Here is a 20717-nt window from a genome sequence, read left to right as displayed (position 1 = left end):
CAAGTGTACGCTTAAATAAAGATAACGAGTTATGGATACCAAGGCTTCAACCTCTCCCCCTCAGAAACCACGCTTAATCTGGTTAAACATTAGCGTGTTTACCCTCACTTTTTTGATTGCCGCAATTGGTACGCCATTGTGGGCATGGCATCATGGTTTTGATTGGATGCAGATCACCGCGCTGATTGTCGCATTCAGCTTTTGTGGCCTGTCGATCACCGCCGGTTATCACCGGTTGTGGGCCCACAAAACCTATCAAGCCCATCCGGCTTTGCGCTTTATCTTCGCCATTGGTGGGGCATTTGCGCTGCAAAACAGCGCGCTTCATTGGTCGTCAGATCACCGCATTCACCATCGCCATGTCGATGACAACGATGTTGACCCGTACTCGGCCAAGCGCGGCTTTTGGTTCTCACACCTTGGTTGGATGCTGCGCGAATACCATCCCAACCGCTATGGCGATTACAGCAACTGCCGCGATCTGCAAAAAGATAAGATCGTGATGTGGCAACACAAGCACTACCTTGCGCTGACACTGGCCACCAACTTTGGCTTCCCTATCGCGTTTGGTTTGCTCCATGGCGACCTTTGGGGCGCTATCTTACTGGTCGGCTTTACTCGATTGGTGCTAAGCCACCACACCACCTTTTTCATTAACTCGTWGGCGCATGTGTGGGGCAGCCAGCCTTATACCGATAAAAACACCGCGCGGGATAATGGCGTGCTTGCCTTGATGACCTTTGGCGAGGGCTACCACAACTTCCACCATATTTTTGAGAACGACTACCGCAACGGCATTCGCTGGTGGCAGTTTGATCCCACTAAATGGCTGATCAAAACCGCATCTTGGTTGGGTCTGGCGGAAAAACTGCGCGTGACCCCCGAAGAGAAGATTGAAAAGGCGCGTGCGACCATGCAATTGCAGCGCGTCACACAACAGCTTAGTGACAAGCCACACGCTTCGCATCGTCTGCAAATCCTGCAACAAGAGTATGATGCCTTGGTCGCCAAAATGGCGGACTACTATACGCTGAAAAAACAGCTGTTAGCGCTCGAGCGTGACAAGCTGCGCGAAAAAGTTGAAAACGCCGAGCTAACCCAGCAATACCAAGATTTAAAGGTGCGTTTTCAGCAACAAAAACGTAGCTGGCAGGTGCTCACCGCCAAATACGCCAGCTAGCCGCGACGAACAAGCGACACACGACAAACCGGCCACTTGGGCCGGTTTTTTATCGGATAAGAACGCGCCGCTGGCAAGATCTGTGTATGCCAGTTAGTTAGACGGGGTAAGGAAAGAAAGCAGGATCGACTCTAGCTCATCCCAAGGCAAGGCGTCGGTATCGATCACTTCGATGCGCGACTCGGCCTGTTCAATCGACATAGGCGTCACGGTAACCACCTGATTAGCGACGTTAAACGCGTAAAAACCCTCGTCTGTATTGACCACCGCTTTAATCCGTTGAGCGTTGATGTTGCTCAATAGACCGTACAAGGCATCAAACGGAAAACAACAGTGCGCGGCAAACAACCAACCGCAGCTGACATAGCCCTGCCCTTGGTTTTCTTTGCGGGTAAAGGTATCGTCCGGGCCCAGAGCGAGTGTGGTCATCGGCTCAGCATCGTTGTGATGGTGATGATAGTGCGCTTGACGAGCGTGACGCGGTAACGCAAGCCACGCGGTATCGAGCGCCCCTTGTTCAACACCGGTTACCAAGCTTTTCTCGCCATCAAACGCGGTGACATAATCATAAAAGGTGGCGATTTGCGCCTCGCTACACTGGTCAAGCTTATTGGCCACTACCACATCCGCAAGCGCGATTTGATCATGAAAGTTTTGATTTTCACGATAGCGCACATCATCAATACAACGCGGATCCACCAAAGTAATGGTCGCGCCCAGCGACAAGGTGGCATCGAAAGGCGGCTGAGTCAGCTTACCGATAATGTCTTTAGGATGACCGAGCCCGGTCGGCTCAATCAAAATCCGATCCGGCTTCTCGGCAAGCAAGGTATTTAGCCCCACCGTCATGGGTAGGCCGGCCACACAACACATGCATCCGCCCGGCACTTCCTTTACCAACGCACCTTGTTCAGAGAGGATAGCGCCATCGACACCTACCTCGCCAAACTCGTTCACCAAGATAGCCCAACGCTCATGTTCGGGTTTATTCGCTAATAAATGACGAATCGCCGTGGTTTTCCCCACGCCAAGAAACCCAGTGATAATGTTGGCTGCGATCTGACTCATGATTCTATCCGCTCGTTACTTGTATCGGCGTAGTGTAACGGATTGCGCCATACTCGTCGCCTTTTGGTCACGCGCATTGAAAGTGTCCGTTCTCAGCTCAATGAATGACACAAAAAGTGATGAAATATCATGCACTCACTGCAAGTGGTGATCATTACCAATAAAAGCTTGGTAGAATGAAAGGTTCGCTAACACACTTCTTAGGAGGAAGTATGCTGAATCCATCAACGGCAAAGTCGGTGATTGACCATGCCCTGTTTTTAGGCGCGGATTTCGCCGAACTCTTTGTCGAACGCCATCACTCAGGCAACGTAGAGCTGTTGTCTGGTGAGGTGGATAAAGTGAGCTCAGGGATTGATTTTGGTATTGGTATCCGGTTGTTTTTCGGCCACAAAGTGCTTTATGGCTACACCAACAGCCGCGATGAAGAACAATTGAAAAAAGTCACCAGCTTGCTGTGCGCGCGTGATAAGCGCGATCAAATCGCCACCGCTGGTCCACTTAATTTGTCCCATTTAAATGACAAACATCCGGTGTCTGAGCCGTTATCGGCAGATCAACATGTGGCGGATAAGGTGGCGTTCTTACGCCAAGTGGATGCGCGTATTCGTGCCGAAAGCGATAAGATCGCACAAATTATTGGTCGTGTCGGCCAACGCGAGCAACAGGTCGAGATTTTTAACTCTCACGGCCTGCATGTCACAGATACCCGCCACTACACCCGTATTGCCGCCACAGCGGTCGCCACTAACGGTGAGGAGCAGTCAACGGGCTTTGATGCCCCTGGCGCGCTCACAGGCTGGGAATTCCATCAGGATATCGATCCGGTTGAGCTTGGCGAACGTGTCGCACGACAAGCGCTGGTTAAACTCGGAGCCCAAGCTTGCCCATCGGGCGAAATGCCGGTGGTGATTGGCAACGGCTTTGGTGGGGTGATTTTCCATGAAGCCTGTGGCCATTTGTTAGAAACCACCTCGGTTGCTAAGCAAGCTTCCGTCTTCCATGACCAAATGGGCGAAATGATTGCAAGCCCTGTGGTGAGCGCGGTGGACGATGGCACCTTGGCGAATGCGTGGGGCTCAATCAATATCGATGATGAAGGCATGGAAACCCAGCATACCCAGTTGATCAAAGACGGTAAGCTCACCTCCTTTATGGTCGATCACATGGGCAGCCTGAAAACCGGTTATGCGCGCACCGGCTCTGGCCGACGTGAGTCTTATAAATTCGCACCGACCTCGCGGATGCGAAACACCTTTATTGAGCCCGGCAACGACAGCTTAGACGCCATGATTGGCTCCATGGAGCGTGGCATCTACGCCAAGAAGATGGGGGGCGGCTCAGTACAGCCCGGCACCGGCGAATTTAACTTTGCGGTCCAAGAAGCTTACTTGGTCGAAGACGGTAAGATCACCGTGCCACTCAAGTCTGCCACCTTAATCAGTACGGGGCCTAAGGTGCTTAAAGAAATCAGCATGGTCGGCAAAGATCTTGCCCTTGCCGCCGGTATGTGTGGCTCGGTGAGCGGCTCAGTCCCCACCACCGTGGGCCAACCTGCATTGAAAGTCGATAACATCCTAGTAGGAGGCGGTAACGCATGAGTGAGCAAACCATTAAAGCAACCCTAAGCGATGCCGTCGATCAGGTCCTCAGCTTGGTGAAACAGCAAGGTGCGCAAGCAGACGTGATTGCCAACGCCAGCGAAAGCTTGTCACTCAAAGCCGACCAAGGCGATCTCTCCGAGCACAAAGTCACCGCCGGTCAAGTGATTGGTGTGCGAGTGATCAAAGGGGATCAAGTCGCCACCAGCTATTCAGAATCGCTAGATAGCGACAGCCTTGCCAGCATGGTGAACGCCGCACTCACCAACGCAAGCTTTACCAAGGCCGATCCGGATCAGCAAATTCGCGCTGAAGGGCAGCAAATTGATCAGCAGGATCCTAGCTTACTGCAAGCAGATAACACGCCGATTGAAGACAAGATTGCGTTGGCGCTGGCCCTTGAGCAAGAGGTGGTCAGCCAACCCCGCGCAACGGGTGCGCCCTATAATGGTTACAGTGAGCAAACCCAATATCAGTTGCTTGCCAATACCTTAGGCACACGCTGCTATCACAGCGAACGTAGCTTTAGTTGCTACACCGCAGCACTGCTCAATCACGACGGTAAGCAAGCGATGCATCTCGGCGCGTCAGTGTCACGCCGCTTTGCTGATCTTGATCGCGCCCATGCAACTCAACTGGCCTACCAAACCGCTGACGCCTTGCTCGAGGGTGGCCCAGTGAAAACCGGTTCGTATCCGGTGATTTTTGAGCATGATTGTCTCAGCGAATTGCTGGGCGCCTTTGGCAGCTGCTTCTCCGGCGATGCGGCCAAGCGCGGGACTAATCCGTGGCGTGAAAAAGTCGGCAAGCCCGTTGCAGATACGGCGCTCACCATCACCGATGTGGCAAGACTTGATGGCGGGATGCGTATTAAAGCGTTTGATAGCGAAGGCTTTGCCACCGCCGACACGCCTTTGATTGAAAACGGCGTCTTAGTCGGCTTTTTACACAACAGCGCCACAGCACAGCATTTTGGTGTTCCCCATACGGCGAACGCGGGCCGCAGCCCCAAAGGCGGTTTGGATGTCACCTCTCGTCATGATGTGATTGCCGCAGGTAAACACAGTGATGCAGACGTACATGCCGGTGAATACCTTGAGTTGGTGTCACTGCAAGGGGTGCATTCAGGCGCGAATGCCATCAGTGGCGACTTCTCTTTCGGTGCAAGTGGGTTTGTTTGCCGAGATGGCAAACGCGTTCGTCCGGTTCGCGGGATAACGGTGGCGGGTAACTTCTATACCATGCTCAATGAGATAGAGGCGATCGGCAATACCGTGTTACCCAACTATGATGGCGCCTTCTTTGCGCCACGCATCCGCTTCGCCCGCTTATCCATCGCGGGTGAATAACATCGCATCTTCTAAAGGCACTAAAGGCATCGGTTTAGGCTGATGCCTTTTTATTCTCAGTTTGTGCTTCTACGCTTTGTACCGCTGGATTCATCTTTGCCGCCAAGTCGGTAAATGCCTGCAAGGCGACGTCACTGGTAAGAATACGCCCATGCCCTAACCCTTCGGTAGCTAGCACAGTCACATGTGGGTAGTCAGTGGCTTTTTCGGTGACGGTAAAGGAAGCAAAACGATCATTTTTATCGTGGGCAATCACCACCGGATGACGGCGACGCGACAATTTTTCGAGCGGCTCAATAGTCTCGATCGGATAACCATGTTGATCACCCACTTCTCGGACAATTTCATCAAACAGCTTCAGTGAATACCCCGATTTTCGGACTGTGGCATATAAATTCTCGCGATAATTCAGCACAGGTGCGACCAAAAAGAGCGGTAAATCATCCATCTGCGGATGCTGACTCTCGAGTACCGCGGCAGCGCCCATACTATGCGCAATGATCCCAGAGACATTATCAACTTGATCTAATACATCATTGATCGCCTGCACAAAGCCGGGAATATGGCTCTCCTCTCCACCGCTTTGACCATGAGCAGGATGGTCAAATGCCACCGCACGAAAGCCCAGTGACGCGATATGCGCCATGAGTGGAAAGAACTGGCTGGCAGACCCCGACCAGCCATGCGTGAGCAACCAAGTTGGCCCAGCGCCAAGGCTATACATTTGCAACACCCCTTCTTGGCTTTGTACTTGCGCACGCACCAAGCCTTCCGGTTCTGGGTTTGCCATTGGACTGCGGGTTGGAGTGAGAAAGAGCTTTCGTGCCACTTTTTTAGCATGACGAGGCGCCAAGCGATGATGACAACGGCTCACCGCTCCCACGAGCGCACGTCTAGCGCTAAAACGACCCGGCGTTGAAAAATAGACTTTTCTGCTCATTTGCGATCCTTTACGTCAATAACACACCACTCCTAATGTTTGCTACACCAATCATCACGGCGTCTGGGGATTAACACACGTCGCCACCTTACCGGAAGCCTTGTCGTATTAATAGAACGAACACCCGTTTTAAAATAGGTTGACCTAATGCATGCTTTCTATTGGACACTATACCATCAATAGTCGCGCAATCGTTGCGCCATATTCGATTTAGTTTTAACAAGTGCTTTTTTTATCTAATTGCACTGTGACATATGTCTTCATTATGTGCACCAGTCGGCATAAGATGCGAGGCAATATCGATCCATTAGCGACATCCGCGGGATCTCACGCTCAAATTATTATAATTCTCTAGATTGGAACGCCGACTATGACAGTTATCCTTTTAAATCTGATCGCTTTTGCGCTGTTGCTGGCGGTGCTTGTCAAATTGCACAAGCAACAAAAATCCTTATCCACACGTGTGTTTACAGGCCTCGGCTTAGGGGTCGCATTTGGTGCTGCCCTACAAGCGCTATACGGTGCCGACGGTGCAATCACACGCGAAACCATTGGCTACATCAATATCGTCGGGTCCGGCTACGTCAGCCTGCTTAAAATGATCATCATGCCGCTGATCACCGTGTCAATTATCGGCGCGATTTTAAAAGTGAAAGACTCTGGCTCGCTGGGCAAAATCTCTAGCCTGAACATCGGCATCTTGCTTGCCACGACCGCCGCCTCTGCGCTCATTGGTGTATTCGTGAGCAACCTTTTTGGTTTGTCTGCGCAAGATATCGTACAAGGGGCGCGTGAGATGGCACGCGGTGCTGCTCTGGAGCAACGCTTGGGCTCAGTCGAAGACTTATCACTGGCGGATATGGTTATCTCTTTCTTCCCGCAAAACCCGTTTGCAGATCTCGCCGGCAGCCGCCCGACGTCAACCATCGCTGTGGTGATTTTCTCCGCACTCGTTGGTATGGCTGGTGTTACCTTGTCGCGTACTCAGCCTGAACTCGGCGAGCGTTTTGAACGCTTTATGGAAGTGGCACAAGAGCTTGTTCGCGCCTTGGTACGTATGATCATCGGCCTCACGCCTTATGGTATTTTGGCTCTAATGACCAAAGTGGTGGCTGGCTCAAACGTGAGCGAAATTCTTGAGCTGGCGAACTTTGTGGTTGCCTCTTATGTAGGCTTGGGTGCCATTTTGGTGATGCATCTGGTATTGATTGGCCTTGTCGGCATGAGCCCGATTCAATATCTGAAAAAAGTGCTCCCAGTGCTGACGTTTGCCTTTACGTCTCGTTCAAGTGCGGCCACGATTCCCCTTAACATCGACTCGCAAATGAAGAACTTGGGCAATGATCCGGCCAGCGCCAACTTCTCCGCTTCATTCGGCGCCACCATGGGTCAAAATGGTTGTGCCGGCCTGTATCCAGCTATGCTGGCGGTCATGATTGCGCCAACCATTGGCATTAACCCACTCGATCCGGGCTTTATCGCTACCTTGGTTGCGATTGTCACTGTGAGCTCATTCGGCATTGCGGGTGTAGGCGGTGGCGCCACCTTTGCGGCACTGATCGTACTCTCGGCATTGGATATGCCTGTTGCGCTTGCTGGCTTGCTCATTTCTATCGAACCCTTGATTGATATGGGCCGTACCGCTGTGAATGTGAGTGGCTCAATGACGGCCGGTACCCTCACCTCGCGTTTAACCGGTGGCCAAGATAAAAGTGTTTTCGATCACCATGAAGTGGTGAAGCAAGACACGGCTAACGCCTAACGTTACACAACCTTGATTGAGGCAATGCCACGCGTTTGCGTGGCATTTTTTGTTTTTGCGTTACTCGACATATATAGCCACTCTATTCACTGACTCAATCCCTTATAACTTGTAAGAATTTATGTCAGCGATTACACTCTGCCTCATTGTTAATGCAGGGACTTCCCTGCCCGTTGTGAGATAAAACATGAGTATTGAACAAACGCTTCAGGCACGCAGTGGCGGCCAATGTGAACTTTGCACCAGCCAAGACAACCTCTCTGTGTATGAAGTCCCGTACTCGCCAGACACCACAGCCAACAGCTGCGTATTGGTCTGTGGCACTTGTCATGATCAGCTTAACACCCCGGACAACATGGACGTGAACCACTGGCGTTGTCTAAGCGACAGCATGTGGAGCCAAGAGCCTGCGGTTCAAGTGGTTGCCTATCGCCAACTTTCTCGTCTTTCTAGCGAAAGCTGGGCACAAGATAATCTCGACATGATGTACATGGAAGACGATGTCCGTAAGTGGGCGGAAACGGGGCAAGATATCGAAGACGTCAGAGTGCTGGACGCTAACGGCGTAGCACTACAAAAAGGCGACGACGTAACCGTGATTAAAGATTTGCCCGTTAAAGGCTCAAGCCAAGTGATCAAACAAGGCACCGTGATCCGCGGCATCAACTTGACCGACGATCCGACCCATGTACAGGGTAAAGTAAACGGCCAAACCATGTTTGTGATTGCGGAGTTCTGCCGCCGTAAGTAATCGACTTTCGCACCTGCCGAATTCGATAAGTGACATGCAAACCGACGCCATCAAGGCGTCGGTTTTTTTTCGGCTGACAAACCGCTGACAGAGTCATACAAAATACCGCTAGTCGGTATGTGCCTCACGCACTATGATACGCGCCTTTCTCAGTCATCTTGGAGTTACTATGAAAACGCGCGGTTGGTTCTTCTTGTCAGTGTTGCTGTTGGCCGGTTGTGCAACGCCTTACTCAACCGAGAAGAACTTTTGGTCGTTCGGCATGGGCTTTGATGTGATAGCGGTGAGCGAGGACACGTGGCACATCAGTTTTGTGGGTAATGACTTTACCGACCGGGCCATTGCCCATAAATACGCCCTGCGCAAAGCCGCAGAGCTGGCACAAAACGCTGGCTATCCATACTTCACCTTAAGTGACGAGCAGCTACACGTTGACAATAAAGGCAGTCACGCCACATATAGCGAGCGTAAAGATAAGAAGTGGGATTACGGCTACGGCAATACCTCCACCACCAGCGAAACCACCATCATGGTAATTGCAAAAGGTTATCATCAAGCGCCTAAAACCGACGCCATGGTCTATCAAAGCGCCTTTATTTTACGCAGCGTGACGGTCGAATAGCGCGCGAAAGTGTGCATCATGGTAAGGCACTTACGTTATTTGCGCCTGCTTGTACACCATGATGCTTGCGCTAGGTCAGTATCGATGGCATGACGAAGGGTGTATACTGCCGCCTCTTTGCTCATTGCCTCGCTCGATTATGTACAACGACCRATTTTTAATGTTGCTGGCGGTGTTTGAACGCGCCGCCCTTCTCCTTATGGCGCTGTTTTGGCTCACTCGCACCCACCTGATCCAAACCATTGTGCAGAAAACCCAGCGCCACCCGATGGAAACGGCACTGATTGCCGCCTTATTTGTGTTATTTGCATTGTTCAGCACCTACACAGGTGTCAATGTAGATGGATCACTGGTTAACGTGCGAATCATCGCCATCGTCGCTGGGGGCATTTTGTTTGGCCCTTGGGTAGGTGTGACAGCAGGCGTCGTCTCAGGTATTCACCGCTACCTGATTGATATTGACGGACCAACCTCACAAGCCTGTTTGATCGCCAGCATTATTGCTGGGTGCCTGTCTGCGCTGATCCATTATCGCGCCGATAAACAGCACTATGCCCGTTATGGCATTTTAGCGGGCATGATCTGTGAATCGCTGACCATGTTGCTGATTCTTTTACTGGCGAGTGACCAAGCTCTGGCACAGCACATCGTCGCGACCATTAGCTTTCCGATGATTGCGGGTACCGTCTGTATTGGCCTGATCATTCAACTGGTACAGTACATCGATGATGAAAAAGAACACCTCGCCGCCCAGCAAGCCAAACAGGCGCTGGATATCGCCAACCGTACGTTGCCTTACTTTCGACGCGGTGAAACACGAGGCTTAACCAAAGCGTGCAGTATTATTCGTAAAGACACCGGTGCCGATGCCGTTGCCATTACCGATACCGCTGATGTGTTGGCGTATGTTGGCATTGGTGAGGAGCAATATATTGATGCCCACCACCAAATTAGTCGCCTTACTCAGCAAGCGGTAAAAACCGGTGAGCAAATCATCAGCAATGATCTCAACGTGCATGACTTTCGCTCTTTGTTGATCATTCCACTTTGGGAAAATGGCGTCGTCACCGGGACTTTAAAGGTTTTTTATCGTCAACCTCACCGTATTCGTCGCCCGATGCAAGAAATGGCAATTGGTTTATCGCAATTGATTTCAACCCAGATGGAAGTAGCGCGCATACAAAAGCTCAAAGAGATGGCCAGTAGAGCCGAATTTGCCGCGCTACAAAGTAAAATTAACCCACATTTTTTGTTCAACGCTCTCAACGCGATCTCCAGCTTGATCCGACTGCGTCCGGATGACGCCCGTGGCTTGATTGCCAATCTAGCCGACTTTATGCGTTACAATTTAGAGCGCACACAAGATCTCATCCCTATTACGGATGCTATCAAGCAAGTCAAAGATTATGTGGCAATAGAGCAGGCTCGTTTTGGTGACAAACTTTCCGTTCACTTTGATATTGAAACGACCGACATTAATATCGCGCCTTTACTGATACAACCGCTGGTAGAAAACGCCATTCGCCACGGTTTTCAACCTTCTCGCCGTCCTTGTGATGTCACCATTGCAGTGCGGGCGATAGAACGCGGCGCAGAAATTAGCATTACAGATACCGGCGTGGGCATCGACCCTAATATTGTTGAACAGCTTTATCATGGCACCATCGACAGCCATCATATTGGCTTGATGAACGTTCATCAGCGCTTGATCTTACTCTATGGTCAAGGCCTCACCGTCGAGCCACTTCACCCAGGAACGCGGGTATCATTTACAGTCGAAAACAAGGAGGCATAATGCGCGCTGTCATTGTTGAAGACGAATATCTTGCTCAAGAAGAGTTGAGATACCTCATTGAAAAGCACAGTGCTATTACTATCACCGAGAGTTTTGATGATGGGTTAGCAGCGCTTAAATATCTGCAGACCCATAAAGTGGATGTGCTGTTTTTAGATATCAACATCCCCTCCATTGATGGCATGTTGCTGGCGCGCAGTTTACACGCGGATGYGCGCCCGCCCTTTGTGATTTTTACCACCGCGTACAAAGAGCATGCAGCAGATGCATTTGAGCTTGAGGCATTCGATTACTTGCTAAAGCCGCTCAATGAAACGCGCGTGAAAGGCGTGCTCGACAAGCTTGCTATCGCAGCTACTCCTGCTGATACTCTGACAGAGCAACGCCATACCTTGCATTTAATGCGCGATAACCGGATCCGTATTACCGATACCGCCGACATTCTTTACGCCGCGGCCAACGAAAAGACCACCTTGGTCTATACCCCAGATGGCGAGTTCTATGTGCCCTACACCATCAGTGAATTGATGACACAATTGCCAGCCAGCTTTTTCCGTTGCCACCGCTCTTACTGCGTTAACTTAGATAAAATCACCGAGATTGCACCGGGCTTAAATAGCACTTACCACGTTTTTCTTCCCGGTATTCCTCATCCCGTGCTGGTTAGTCGCAGCAATCTGAAGGCGTTTCGCGAACGCATGCAGTTGTAATTCATGCCATCTCGCTGCAGTTCATGCCCGCTAACTGCAGCTCATTTTATCTTTTTCACCTACTCTTGATGTGGGGATTCAGGGTCGTATCTTGGGGGTGTTCCCAATAGATAAAACCCTGGAGCGTTACCATGAACGCACGTTTATCCCCCGGCATGAAAACCCTGCTTGGCACTGTATTAGCCCAATTTGCACTTGGCTCTGTCTAYACATGGAGCCTGTTTAATGCTCCCCTTGCAGCCCAACTTAACGAGCCTGTCAGCCAAGTGGCTTTCACCTTTGGTATTATGACACTGGCACTGGCGTTAGCGTCTTCCGTTTCCGGCCATCTGCAAGCACGCTTTGGTGTGCGCCGTGTAACTATCGGTGCAGGCTTATTGCTTGGCGCCAGCCTCGCGCTAACCTCTGTCGTCGGCCAACTATGGCTACTTTATCTTACCGCCGGCCTTCTGATTGGCTTGGCTGACGGTACTGGCTACCTCATGACGCTCTCCAATTGCGTACGCTTTTTTCCAAAAAACAAAGGGCTTGCCTCAGCTTGTGCCATTGGCGCTTATGGGTTAGGTAGCTTAGGTTTTAAATACATCAATCTATACTTTTTAGCCGCAGGCGGCGCCGCACTCAGCTTTCAAATGTGGGCAGTTCTGGCCTGTGTCATGGTCGTGATTGGCGGCGCACTGATGCACGATGCACCACAGCAAAAAGCAGCTACAAACGCGTCTGAGACCGATGTACCTGCCGATTACACGCTCTCTGAGTGTTTTAAAACGCCACAATTTTGGCTGCTTGCCACGGTATTCGTCACGATTTGTATGAGTGGGCTTTATGTCATTGGCGTCGCTAAAGATGTGGGTGAACTTTATGTCCACCTTGATGCTGCCACCGCTGCGGAAGCCGTTGCCATTATCGCACTGGCAAATCTAGGCGGCCGTCTGGTGCTGGGTGTGCTGTCTGACCGCATGGCGCGCAGCAAAGTGGTTGGCTTAGCGCTGTTAGTCTGCGCCGCCGGTGTCGGCATGCTCCGCTTTATGCCACTTGACCAATACAGCTTCTATCTATCAGTTGCTTGTGTCGCATTCAGCTTTGGTGGCGCAATTACGGTCTTCCCAACCTTAGTCAGCGACTATTTTGGTATGAATCACCTCAGCCAGAACTACGGATTTATTTATCTTGGCTTTGGTGTGGGCAGCTTTATGGGCTCTGTCATTGCAGCACTATTTGGTGGCTTTGTCGCCGCGTTCAGTGTCATGCTGGTGATGATCGCACTCTCGCTATGCATTGCCTTTACTATCCAAGCGCCGAAGCGTGATAACCAACCGGTCAATCACAGCTGGCAGCTTGAATCATCAACCCATTAAGCGCTCGCCATCTCGGCACTTTACCTCGCTCTGAACGCTTTCCGTGATTCAGGGCGAGGTATTTAGCTCTCCAATCATCATTCTTATCTCCCCATGACTCTTCCCTTATTCATATAAAACTAAAATGTGACGGTGTCACTAAAAGGTCATCATTTACACTGTAAAGTCCCAGAGTGTGGGCGATATCTCCTTGCTTTATTGATCATTCCTTAACCCTTGCCTATTTTCAATGGACGGCACCTCACCACTCCTCGCGTTTATATTAGGTTTTTGCATGGCACGTACGTTGTTTGTCACCCTACACAGCAAAGCCGCACTGATTTTCCTTCTCGGTATTGTTGGGATCATCTTTAGCAGCTTATTAGTGACTCGCTATTTCTTTTTGTTTGGTATTAACCATTTAGAAGACATAGAGATAACCCGTGCCAACCAGCAGGCAAAAGCCGTTATCCAACGCGTGATGGATAATCAAGTTGAGTACGCCGTCGATTGGGCCTATTGGGATGACACCTATAGGCTACTCACCAACGGGAATACACAATATGCCAGCCGCAATCTCGAGGCCGATACACTGATTTCACTCGGGTTGAGTATGATGGGTTTTGCTGATCTAGACGGTCGCGTGGTAGAGGCACGGGTGCTCAATAACGATGATGAACGTGAGTTTATCCAACGCATTTATCAATCAGCCGCTATCCGTGAGCATATTTCGCAATCGCTGCCTGATGATGCCCTGACGCCACTTTCCGGCCTGTTAGAGATAGATAATCGCCTTTGGGTGATCAGTCTCAACCCCATTCGTGATAGCTCAGGCACAGCGCCAGCAGTGGGTTGGATGGTATGGGGCCAAGCGCTCACTGGGCGTTTCCCATCAGCCTATGAGAACATCCTTACCGGCGACAACAGCCTGCTTGAAGGTGCAATTCTGAAACAAATTGAAACCAGCGAGCATATTGTTCGTACCGACACCAAGCTGACTCGCTACACCCCTTTGTACGACTTAAATAACCAGATTATCGCGACCCTGAAAACCACCGAACAGCGGCGTTACTATCAAAAAGGTAGGCAAGTATTCCGGTACTTGATCATGACGATGCTCGCTATAACATCACTGATTAGCGTACTCGTTTTTATACTCTATCGCCGAAAAATCGCGAAACAGTTTATTTCCTTTGAGCGCGATATCAGTGCCCTCCTCGGCGACGGCCCGTTATCGCACAAACGCAAAGATACATTCACCCATATTACCGAGCAAATTAAGGCGCTAGCGCACGCGTCATCAAAAACAGAACGCCAACTCAAGGAAACGCTGTCGCGCTTCGATGCCTTGTACCACAGCCAGCACTTGGGAATGATTATCTTAATGGATGATCAAATTATCGATGTCAATCAAGCACTATTGGATTTATTGGGGTACGAACGAGAACAAATTACCAGTTTATCCATTCGTGAACTCTGTCGTAACGATGAGAGCACACTCGCACGTCTTACCTCCCTCTATCACCAAAGCTCCCGCGATGTGAGTCACTTTGAGACGGCCCTGCGCTGCTATAAAGGAAATACTCTGCCTTGTGCTATTGAGGCAGTCAGGCTCGATGACGGAGAAAACAGCTCGCTGATGCTTTCCGTGAAAGACATTAGCCAACAAAAACAACAAGCAGAGCTGATTGAAACCTTATCACACTATGACACCCTGTCTGGCTTACTCAATCGCCCATCAACAACAAAAGCGTTGAACGCGGCATTGGCGAACCAAACGGGCGTGTTCGCACTTTATTTTATTGCCACACGGCTGAGAGAGATCTACGAGATTTATGGTCATCATGCCTATGACAGCATGGTGAAACACATTGCCGATACCCTAAAAGGACAGTTTGTTGGTGCCACCATAGGCCGATTGAGCGAAAACGAGTTCATTGTCTTTACCGACAAAAGCAATGAGCGTGACCTTGAGGCTCATGCCTGTCTTGCCCTCAAAGCCAGTGATAACCATATTGCACTGACCGATGCCGAGTTTGATATTGGCTTAAAAGGCGCACTGATCGGCCCACATCTGCAGTTTCAGCACTTTGAAACCTTGGTACACTGCGGTTTTTACGCTATCGAACAAGCACGTACCGGCAGWAAATACCACGTGGAGATCGTTGACGAACATATCGCACAGGCAGCGCAAGAAACCTTGGTGATCAACCGCAATCTTGTCTCTGCGTTAAAAAATAATGAGTTCACCGCCTACTTCCAACCCATTGTCAACGCCACATCCAACCAAGTGATTGGCTTTGAAGCACTGGCACGATGGCATCACCCCTCACTCGGCTTAGTCTCACCAGGCGTTTTTGTTCCTTTGGCAGAAAAACACAAATTAATCATTGAGTTGGATGAGGTTGTTCTCGAAAAAGCTTGCGCATTCTTACAACAACTACAGCAACATTGGCGTAAAAAATCACAACATCGTCTGACGATCCACGTGAACCTTTCCAGTCCCCACTTTGGCGCGAGACGATTAGTGGATAACCTAAAACGCTTGATCAATCGCTATCAACTTGCCCCGGGGCAACTGGTACTCGAAGTAACAGAAAGCATTCTACTGGGTGCCGATAAAGAAACCATCAAACGAATGCATGCGTTAAAAGCATTAGGCGTACAACTGGCGCTCGATGACTTTGGAACCGGCTACTCGTCATTCAGTTCTTTATGCAATTTCCCGTTAGATATCGTCAAACTTGATAAATCTTACATGAGCGAAATTGAAACCAATGATAAAGCCAAAACCTTGGTCCGCAGTATCATTAACATGGCACAAGAGTTGGGAATGACCACAGTGGCAGAAGGCGTCGAAACCGCCTCTCAATTACGCATTGTGAATGTATGGCGCGTCGATGAAATTCAAGGATTTTATTTCTTCAAGCCAATGAGTGCAGAGCAAGCATTAAACACCTTTGGTGAAAATGAGGGTTCATGATTCTTACTGCTTTTGATATCAATTGACGCACAATAAGGCAATATAATGCTGCCTTTTAGATGAACTCATTGTGCGTCATTGAGCTGGCTTTCGATTAGCTCAATAAAAGTCTTATCGGCACTTTCTATTTTTAAAGCCTTGGCTTCGTTGAGTAAGGCCATTGCTTTGCTGATGTCCTTTTCATTGATGGCCGCGGCCATCGCTTGTTTATAAAAGTCCACGGTTTCCTTTTGAGCCACGGGCTGTTTGGGCCGTTGGTGTGTTACAAATTCACTCACGCTTGTATTGTCACTGGATAGGACAGTCGCATACTCCTTGGTTGCCACGGTGAAGGATACTTGACCAGTCGGCGCATAACGGTAGGTTGGATCAGTCACCATCGGCATTGGTTCGCCTAACTCCTGAGCACGCAACTTCGCCGGATGTGGCAACGTAATCTTATGACCGAGAGTCGTCGCATTGGTGTACATGACCATATAGCGCGCTCCCTCAGAATCGAAAGATCCCGACAATTGAGAGGAATCAAGCAAGTTAGCCGTTTGCGGCGTAAACGTATCCGCCCCCAGTGTTTTGATCACCTGATAATGCTCATCTAACAGTAAGACTCGCGGCATAAAGACACGACCATGTTGCATAACACTCTTTACGCTAATCTGAGCACGCGCTGTCCGATCGTTAAAACGAAATGCTTGGGTGTAACTCTTACCCWCTGAAAATGAAAACACCTCCGATTGAGGGTCAAGCGATACCGTCAGTGTCTCATTCTCTTTCAACTGGACGTAAGGTAATTGTTGAAGTGTCTCGCAACAGGCTTGACGACTGGGGGCGACAGGCATCTCTTCCGGCAAGTTAGACGCACACCCTACCAGCCAAACCGCGGAACTGACTGCGAGTGCCATTTTAAAGCGCTGATAATTTCTCATTATATTTGTCATTAACTCTATCCTAAAAAGGCGGCCGTCTCGGCCGCCTCGTTATAACGCTGATAGTACTAACGCATCGGTTAGAACCAAATTTCGGTATGCACACCAATCACGGTTTCGTCATCACTATTATCGATGCCGATTTGGCCACCGCTGGCCTTATCATCAGCTTTGATGTAGATGATATAAGGCTTGATTTGAGGACGGCCGAAGAAGTCTGCATTCACAGTCAAAGGCACAGCCACTTCAAGGTTCCAAATATCGCTTTCCACGGCATCGCCTGAACGTCCCCAATAGCCATCAGCCCCTTCTTCATGACCATATGACAAGGTTGTCTCTAGGCGCATGTTCTCATTGACTTTATAAGAAGGACGTACGGCCGCAATGTAACGTTTTAGGTCATCCGCGCCGAACAACTGATCGAGTGCAGCAAAATAGGTAAGCTCTGATCCCATTTGCCAATTGTCGGAAATATTCATCACCCCGTAAGAGGTTAAGAAGATCGACTCTTGATTTTCATCGCCGCCAGACCAGCCGCCAAAGTTGACGCCACGGTTTTGCGCCACACCTTTACCATAAGCGATGGCCGTTTGAGTCCAGCCGTCCATGCCGTAGTAGCTAGAGTTAAGGGTGATCGCAGCACCAAAGCCATCATCAGAGTTACTGTCTTTGTTCGCCTGCTCCATGTATTTGAAATCAAAGTCTAAGCTACCGATCCCTACATCCACACCATAGTAATAAAGATCATAAGAAGTGAGTGTGGTGCGGTCATCACTGCGCGACGCTTCGCCAGCATCTGGATCAGCGACAACGATAGCAGCACCAGCGGTATGACCATTCAATTTAGTTTGTAAGCCTGCCCCTACCCCAGACGACTGCTTCCAATATTCACCTGACAATAAGCCAGCCGCGCGGTTCAGATAACGCTGACCACCCCAAATAGAGGTATCCTTACCCATAAAGGACATACCACCTAATTCGATGTCTTGTTGAAGACGCGATGTAAAACGTGGCTTAAATGGTGAGATTACCTCTTGTCTAATTGTGCTTTCATCGCGTCACGAAAGACTTGATCAGCGTCAGTAATACCCAATTGTTCCGCATCACGCAGCAAGCCCATTGCTTTGTCGACATCGTTGTCTGCAATGGCGGCCCGAATAGCCTGATGATAAAAGCTAACGCTTTCTTGTTGCGGACTTTCAGTGGCGGAGAGCGCTGGCAGGACGATAGACTGAGCATTGTTACGTGCGCCCAATGCGGTTGCTTCGATGGAAAACGTGCCAGTCAACGCGCGCGGCACTTGAATATCACCTACCTCCGGAAAGTAATTCCCTCTCCCCTCTGCGTCCAATTTCGCTGGGTGGCTAACCGCCACCGTTTCATTAAGTTTATCTTTATCGGTAAAAATAACTAAATAGAGCGAACTGTCGCCAATTTGTGGATGGACTTTAATATTACCTTGCAAACGGTTTCCATCGGCTAGACGGGGCTTTAGATAGACTAACCCATCATCATCAAGCTCAGCACGAATATCGCCAGACTGGTTAATGACTTTAGCACTTGGGACAAAAACACTATCGTTGACTTCTGCCTCAATATTGATAGCTAATCCATTTTTTACCATCGGTAAGTCGAAAATGACGCCAGGGCTATCAATGCTATAGATATCGAGGACTTGTGTTTGCGTGGTGACCGCTATTTTTATCTCTTTGTCCATTGTTATCGGCAGTTGTTTCGCTTTTTCAATCTGCGTCACTGCCTTTCCTGTCGGTGCAACCTTATATTGGTTATCAACGAACGTCGAGCACCCACTAAGTAATAATAGCCCAGAAATAAATAACACTTTCTTATTCATATAAAACACCTAAAAAAAATAGCCGACAATTGTCGGCTATGAAAAAAGACAGTTTAAAAAAAGACTTACCACCAAGCTTCCAATTGCACACCAGTTACGAACTCTGAGTCACCTTTGTCACCAAACGTATCTCCTTCTTCATCCGTAATATACGTACCGTAGAAGCGAATCTCAGGACGCGACCAGAAGCTGTCACCCATTGCCCATGCTTGAGCTAAAGTAAACTTGTGGCCTCCTTGGTCTGTTCCTTGATTTTCTCCATCAAAGAAGCCGACCTCACCGATAGTGCGCATCGTGTCGTTCCACTTATAAACAGGACGCACAACAGCGGTGAACATATCAGAGTCGCCCTCACCATCTGTTAAGTCCGAGCCATTATGATAAGAGAGCTGATGTCCGAGTTCCATCGATGACCCAACATTCATCACACCCCAGTTGATAATACGGTAGCCTTTCGCATCGTTTTTATCATCGGAGCCGCGGCTGTACCATGCACCAGAACCAAAGCCAGCAATCTGATCACCGTATCCTGCAGAACCATATTGCAAGATTGTTTGGTTGAAACCATTGTCCATATTTTGATGCACAATACCGGTAAGCATAATACCATCATCAGCTGCTTCGGTTCGGCCATCCTTCTCTGTTGCAAAGTTATAGGCCGCAGCGAGCTCTAGACTCGCGTCTTCCCACAAGCCGATATTAGCTAAACGTGCATCAAAAATGTAGCCTGTAGAAGCAGGCTTGTTATCGCCCTCATCGTCCCCACCATCTTGAAGAAATGCTAGAGAAAGTTTTTGATCGCCCAGTGAAATATTTTCAATACCACCACCGGTACCTGAGGTGTTCAAGAAATAGAAGTCAGTAATATGGATATCTTTACGCTGATAATAGCGCTTACCCGCCCAAATAACGGCTTCAGGGTCGGATGCAATCACACCTTTGGCTTGGACATTAAATTGCGCGACGTTTATTTCGCTACTTTCCCAACCACTTTGGCCTTTATCGCTGGAGGCAATCATAGATTCCAGTTTCCATGATTGCTCACCCGTTTGAAGTTCTTCTGAAAAACCGAACTCGTAATAGTTGTCGTCTTCATTACCCAAACGACCAACTTTATTCTTTTCAAAAGCACTATCACCCGCACCATCACCACCGATCGCAGCACCCGCACGAGCATAACCATTAAAATCAACAGCGAACGCTGAGGTGGCAGTGACAGTAGCTGCGACAGCCGCCGCAATTAAACTTACTTTTCTCATACCTTACTCCATTAGGATGGTTGTTAAACTGCATCATGAGATCACCGGCAGTAGGAAAGTGAGCACATCATGCATGGGCGTTGCCCTTTTTTGTGTTAGAAACATCCTATGCTTCCCATTTTTTTTGCGCGTCATCCGTAACGGAAAATATGGGGGGAGGAGCCTTAAGGAGGAGTAAGAGGAAAGAATGTAATTTAGTCGATCTATATCACTAAAACACGGCGTAAAACGTTATTTACTTTCTCAATAGACCCCTACAAAACGCCATATAGATCACCATTAACAGTTTCTCCTCTATTAACAAGAAAGTTAATTACAGCAGAATAGATATTAAGAACTGTGAGCCTAGATTGAATTTATTCTGTGAGGGAGGTGTAATAGCGTTTCTTCTTAATTAGATGGTGTTGTTTATGTCTCTCTGCCATCCGGCGCCTTATACCTTAGGCGCTCAATTATGCGATCAAGGCTGCCGCTTTAGCTTATATGCACCGGATCGTGACGCTGTCACCCTACTGCTTTGGCAACGTGGTCACCAACCTACCCGTATTCATATGCAAGAATACAAGCTGGGCTATTGGACCG

16 protein-coding genes and 1 pseudogene are annotated in these 20717 nt (G+C 49.4%); 11 read left to right on the top strand and 6 right to left on the bottom strand.

The window, feature by feature from the left end; translation table 11 throughout:
* Positions 1 to 31: 31 nt before the first annotated feature.
* Positions 32 to 1180 (top strand): acyl-CoA desaturase, encoded by a 1149-nt coding sequence (locus BZG83_RS07615; protein ID WP_077479977.1) that lies wholly within the window; start codon positions 32 to 34, stop codon positions 1178 to 1180.
* A gap of 93 nt (positions 1181 to 1273) precedes the next feature.
* Here the strand turns inward: BZG83_RS07615 and BZG83_RS07610 are convergent, their stop codons facing one another.
* Positions 1274 to 2248, bottom strand: coding sequence for a CobW family GTP-binding protein (locus BZG83_RS07610; RefSeq protein ID WP_077479976.1), 975 nt, complete (start codon positions 2246 to 2248; stop codon positions 1274 to 1276).
* A 212-nt stretch (positions 2249 to 2460) separates the two neighbouring features.
* Between BZG83_RS07610 and BZG83_RS07605 the strand changes: the two genes are divergently transcribed.
* Positions 2461 to 3849 (top strand): TldD/PmbA family protein, encoded by a 1389-nt coding sequence (locus tag BZG83_RS07605; RefSeq protein WP_077479975.1) that lies wholly within the window; start codon positions 2461 to 2463, stop codon positions 3847 to 3849.
* On the top strand, positions 3846 to 5198 hold the full coding sequence (locus BZG83_RS07600) for a TldD/PmbA family protein (protein WP_077479974.1): 1353 nt from the start codon (positions 3846 to 3848) through the stop codon (positions 5196 to 5198). Before BZG83_RS07605 ends, BZG83_RS07600 begins: the two co-directional genes overlap by 4 nt.
* A gap of 34 nt (positions 5199 to 5232) precedes the next feature.
* On the opposite strand, the gene BZG83_RS07595 is transcribed toward BZG83_RS07600, so the two are convergent.
* The gene (locus tag BZG83_RS07595; RefSeq protein WP_077479973.1) at positions 5233 to 6138 is read right to left on the bottom strand and encodes an alpha/beta hydrolase; all 906 of its coding nucleotides are present in this window, start codon (positions 6136 to 6138) and stop codon (positions 5233 to 5235) included.
* 370 nt (positions 6139 to 6508) lie between these two features.
* Here BZG83_RS07595 and BZG83_RS07590 point away from each other — a divergent pair, with 370 nt between their 5' ends.
* The 7 genes from BZG83_RS07590 to BZG83_RS07560 all read left to right on the top strand — a co-directional run bounded on the left by BZG83_RS07590 (position 6509) and on the right by BZG83_RS07560 (position 16098).
* The gene (locus BZG83_RS07590; RefSeq protein WP_069586930.1) at positions 6509 to 7900 is read left to right on the top strand and encodes an L-cystine transporter; all 1392 of its coding nucleotides are present in this window, start codon (positions 6509 to 6511) and stop codon (positions 7898 to 7900) included.
* A 187-nt stretch (positions 7901 to 8087) separates the two neighbouring features.
* Positions 8088 to 8651: a PhnA domain-containing protein gene (locus BZG83_RS07585; protein WP_077479972.1), complete on the top strand. Its 564-nt coding sequence runs from the start codon at positions 8088 to 8090 to the stop codon at positions 8649 to 8651.
* Positions 8652 to 8820: 169 nt separating this feature from the next.
* A complete protein-coding gene (locus BZG83_RS07580; protein ID WP_069586932.1) occupies positions 8821 to 9273 on the top strand; it encodes a CC0125/CC1285 family lipoprotein in 453 nt (150 codons plus the stop codon).
* Between the two features lie 139 nt (positions 9274 to 9412).
* Positions 9413 to 11068, top strand: coding sequence for a LytS/YhcK type 5TM receptor domain-containing protein (locus BZG83_RS07575; protein ID WP_077479990.1), 1656 nt, complete (start codon positions 9413 to 9415; stop codon positions 11066 to 11068).
* On the top strand, positions 11065 to 11778 hold the full coding sequence (locus BZG83_RS07570; protein WP_274532434.1) for a LytR/AlgR family response regulator transcription factor: 714 nt from the start codon (positions 11065 to 11067) through the stop codon (positions 11776 to 11778). Before BZG83_RS07575 ends, BZG83_RS07570 begins: the two co-directional genes overlap by 4 nt.
* 131 nt (positions 11779 to 11909) lie before the next feature.
* A complete protein-coding gene (locus tag BZG83_RS07565) occupies positions 11910 to 13136 on the top strand; it encodes an OFA family MFS transporter (protein ID WP_108743621.1) in 1227 nt (408 codons plus the stop codon).
* A 274-nt stretch (positions 13137 to 13410) separates the two neighbouring features.
* Complete coding sequence (locus tag BZG83_RS07560; protein ID WP_158074940.1) at positions 13411 to 16098, top strand: EAL domain-containing protein; 2688 nt, start codon at positions 13411 to 13413, stop codon at positions 16096 to 16098.
* Between the two features lie 65 nt (positions 16099 to 16163).
* Here the strand turns inward: BZG83_RS07560 and BZG83_RS07555 are convergent, their stop codons facing one another.
* The 4 genes and pseudogenes from BZG83_RS07555 to lamB form a co-directional block, all read right to left on the bottom strand.
* Positions 16164 to 17033, bottom strand: coding sequence for a MalM family protein (locus BZG83_RS07555; RefSeq protein ID WP_077479969.1), 870 nt, complete (start codon positions 17031 to 17033; stop codon positions 16164 to 16166).
* Between the two features lie 68 nt (positions 17034 to 17101).
* Positions 17102 to 18004, bottom strand: a pseudogene (locus BZG83_RS07550) (carbohydrate porin); the annotation flags it as partial.
* A gap of 44 nt (positions 18005 to 18048) precedes the next feature.
* A complete protein-coding gene (locus BZG83_RS07545; protein ID WP_077479967.1) occupies positions 18049 to 18876 on the bottom strand; it encodes a MalM family protein in 828 nt (275 codons plus the stop codon).
* Positions 18877 to 18941: 65 nt separating this feature from the next.
* Positions 18942 to 20135, bottom strand: a complete 1194-nt coding sequence (lamB, locus tag BZG83_RS07540; protein WP_077479966.1) for a maltoporin LamB — start codon at positions 20133 to 20135, stop codon at positions 18942 to 18944.
* A gap of 398 nt (positions 20136 to 20533) precedes the next feature.
* Between lamB and BZG83_RS17155 the strand changes: the two genes are divergently transcribed.
* Positions 20534 to 20717: hypothetical protein (locus tag BZG83_RS17155; protein WP_131825063.1), on the top strand; the 184-nt coding region annotated here is incomplete at its 3' end.

Origin of the sequence: Salinivibrio sp. PR919, assembly GCF_001995355.1 — a bacterium.
Taxonomy (GTDB): domain Bacteria; phylum Pseudomonadota; class Gammaproteobacteria; order Enterobacterales; family Vibrionaceae; genus Salinivibrio; species Salinivibrio proteolyticus.
The sequence above is the reverse complement of the archived record's forward strand: the minus strand, read 5'-3'. Positions and strand labels throughout refer to the sequence as shown.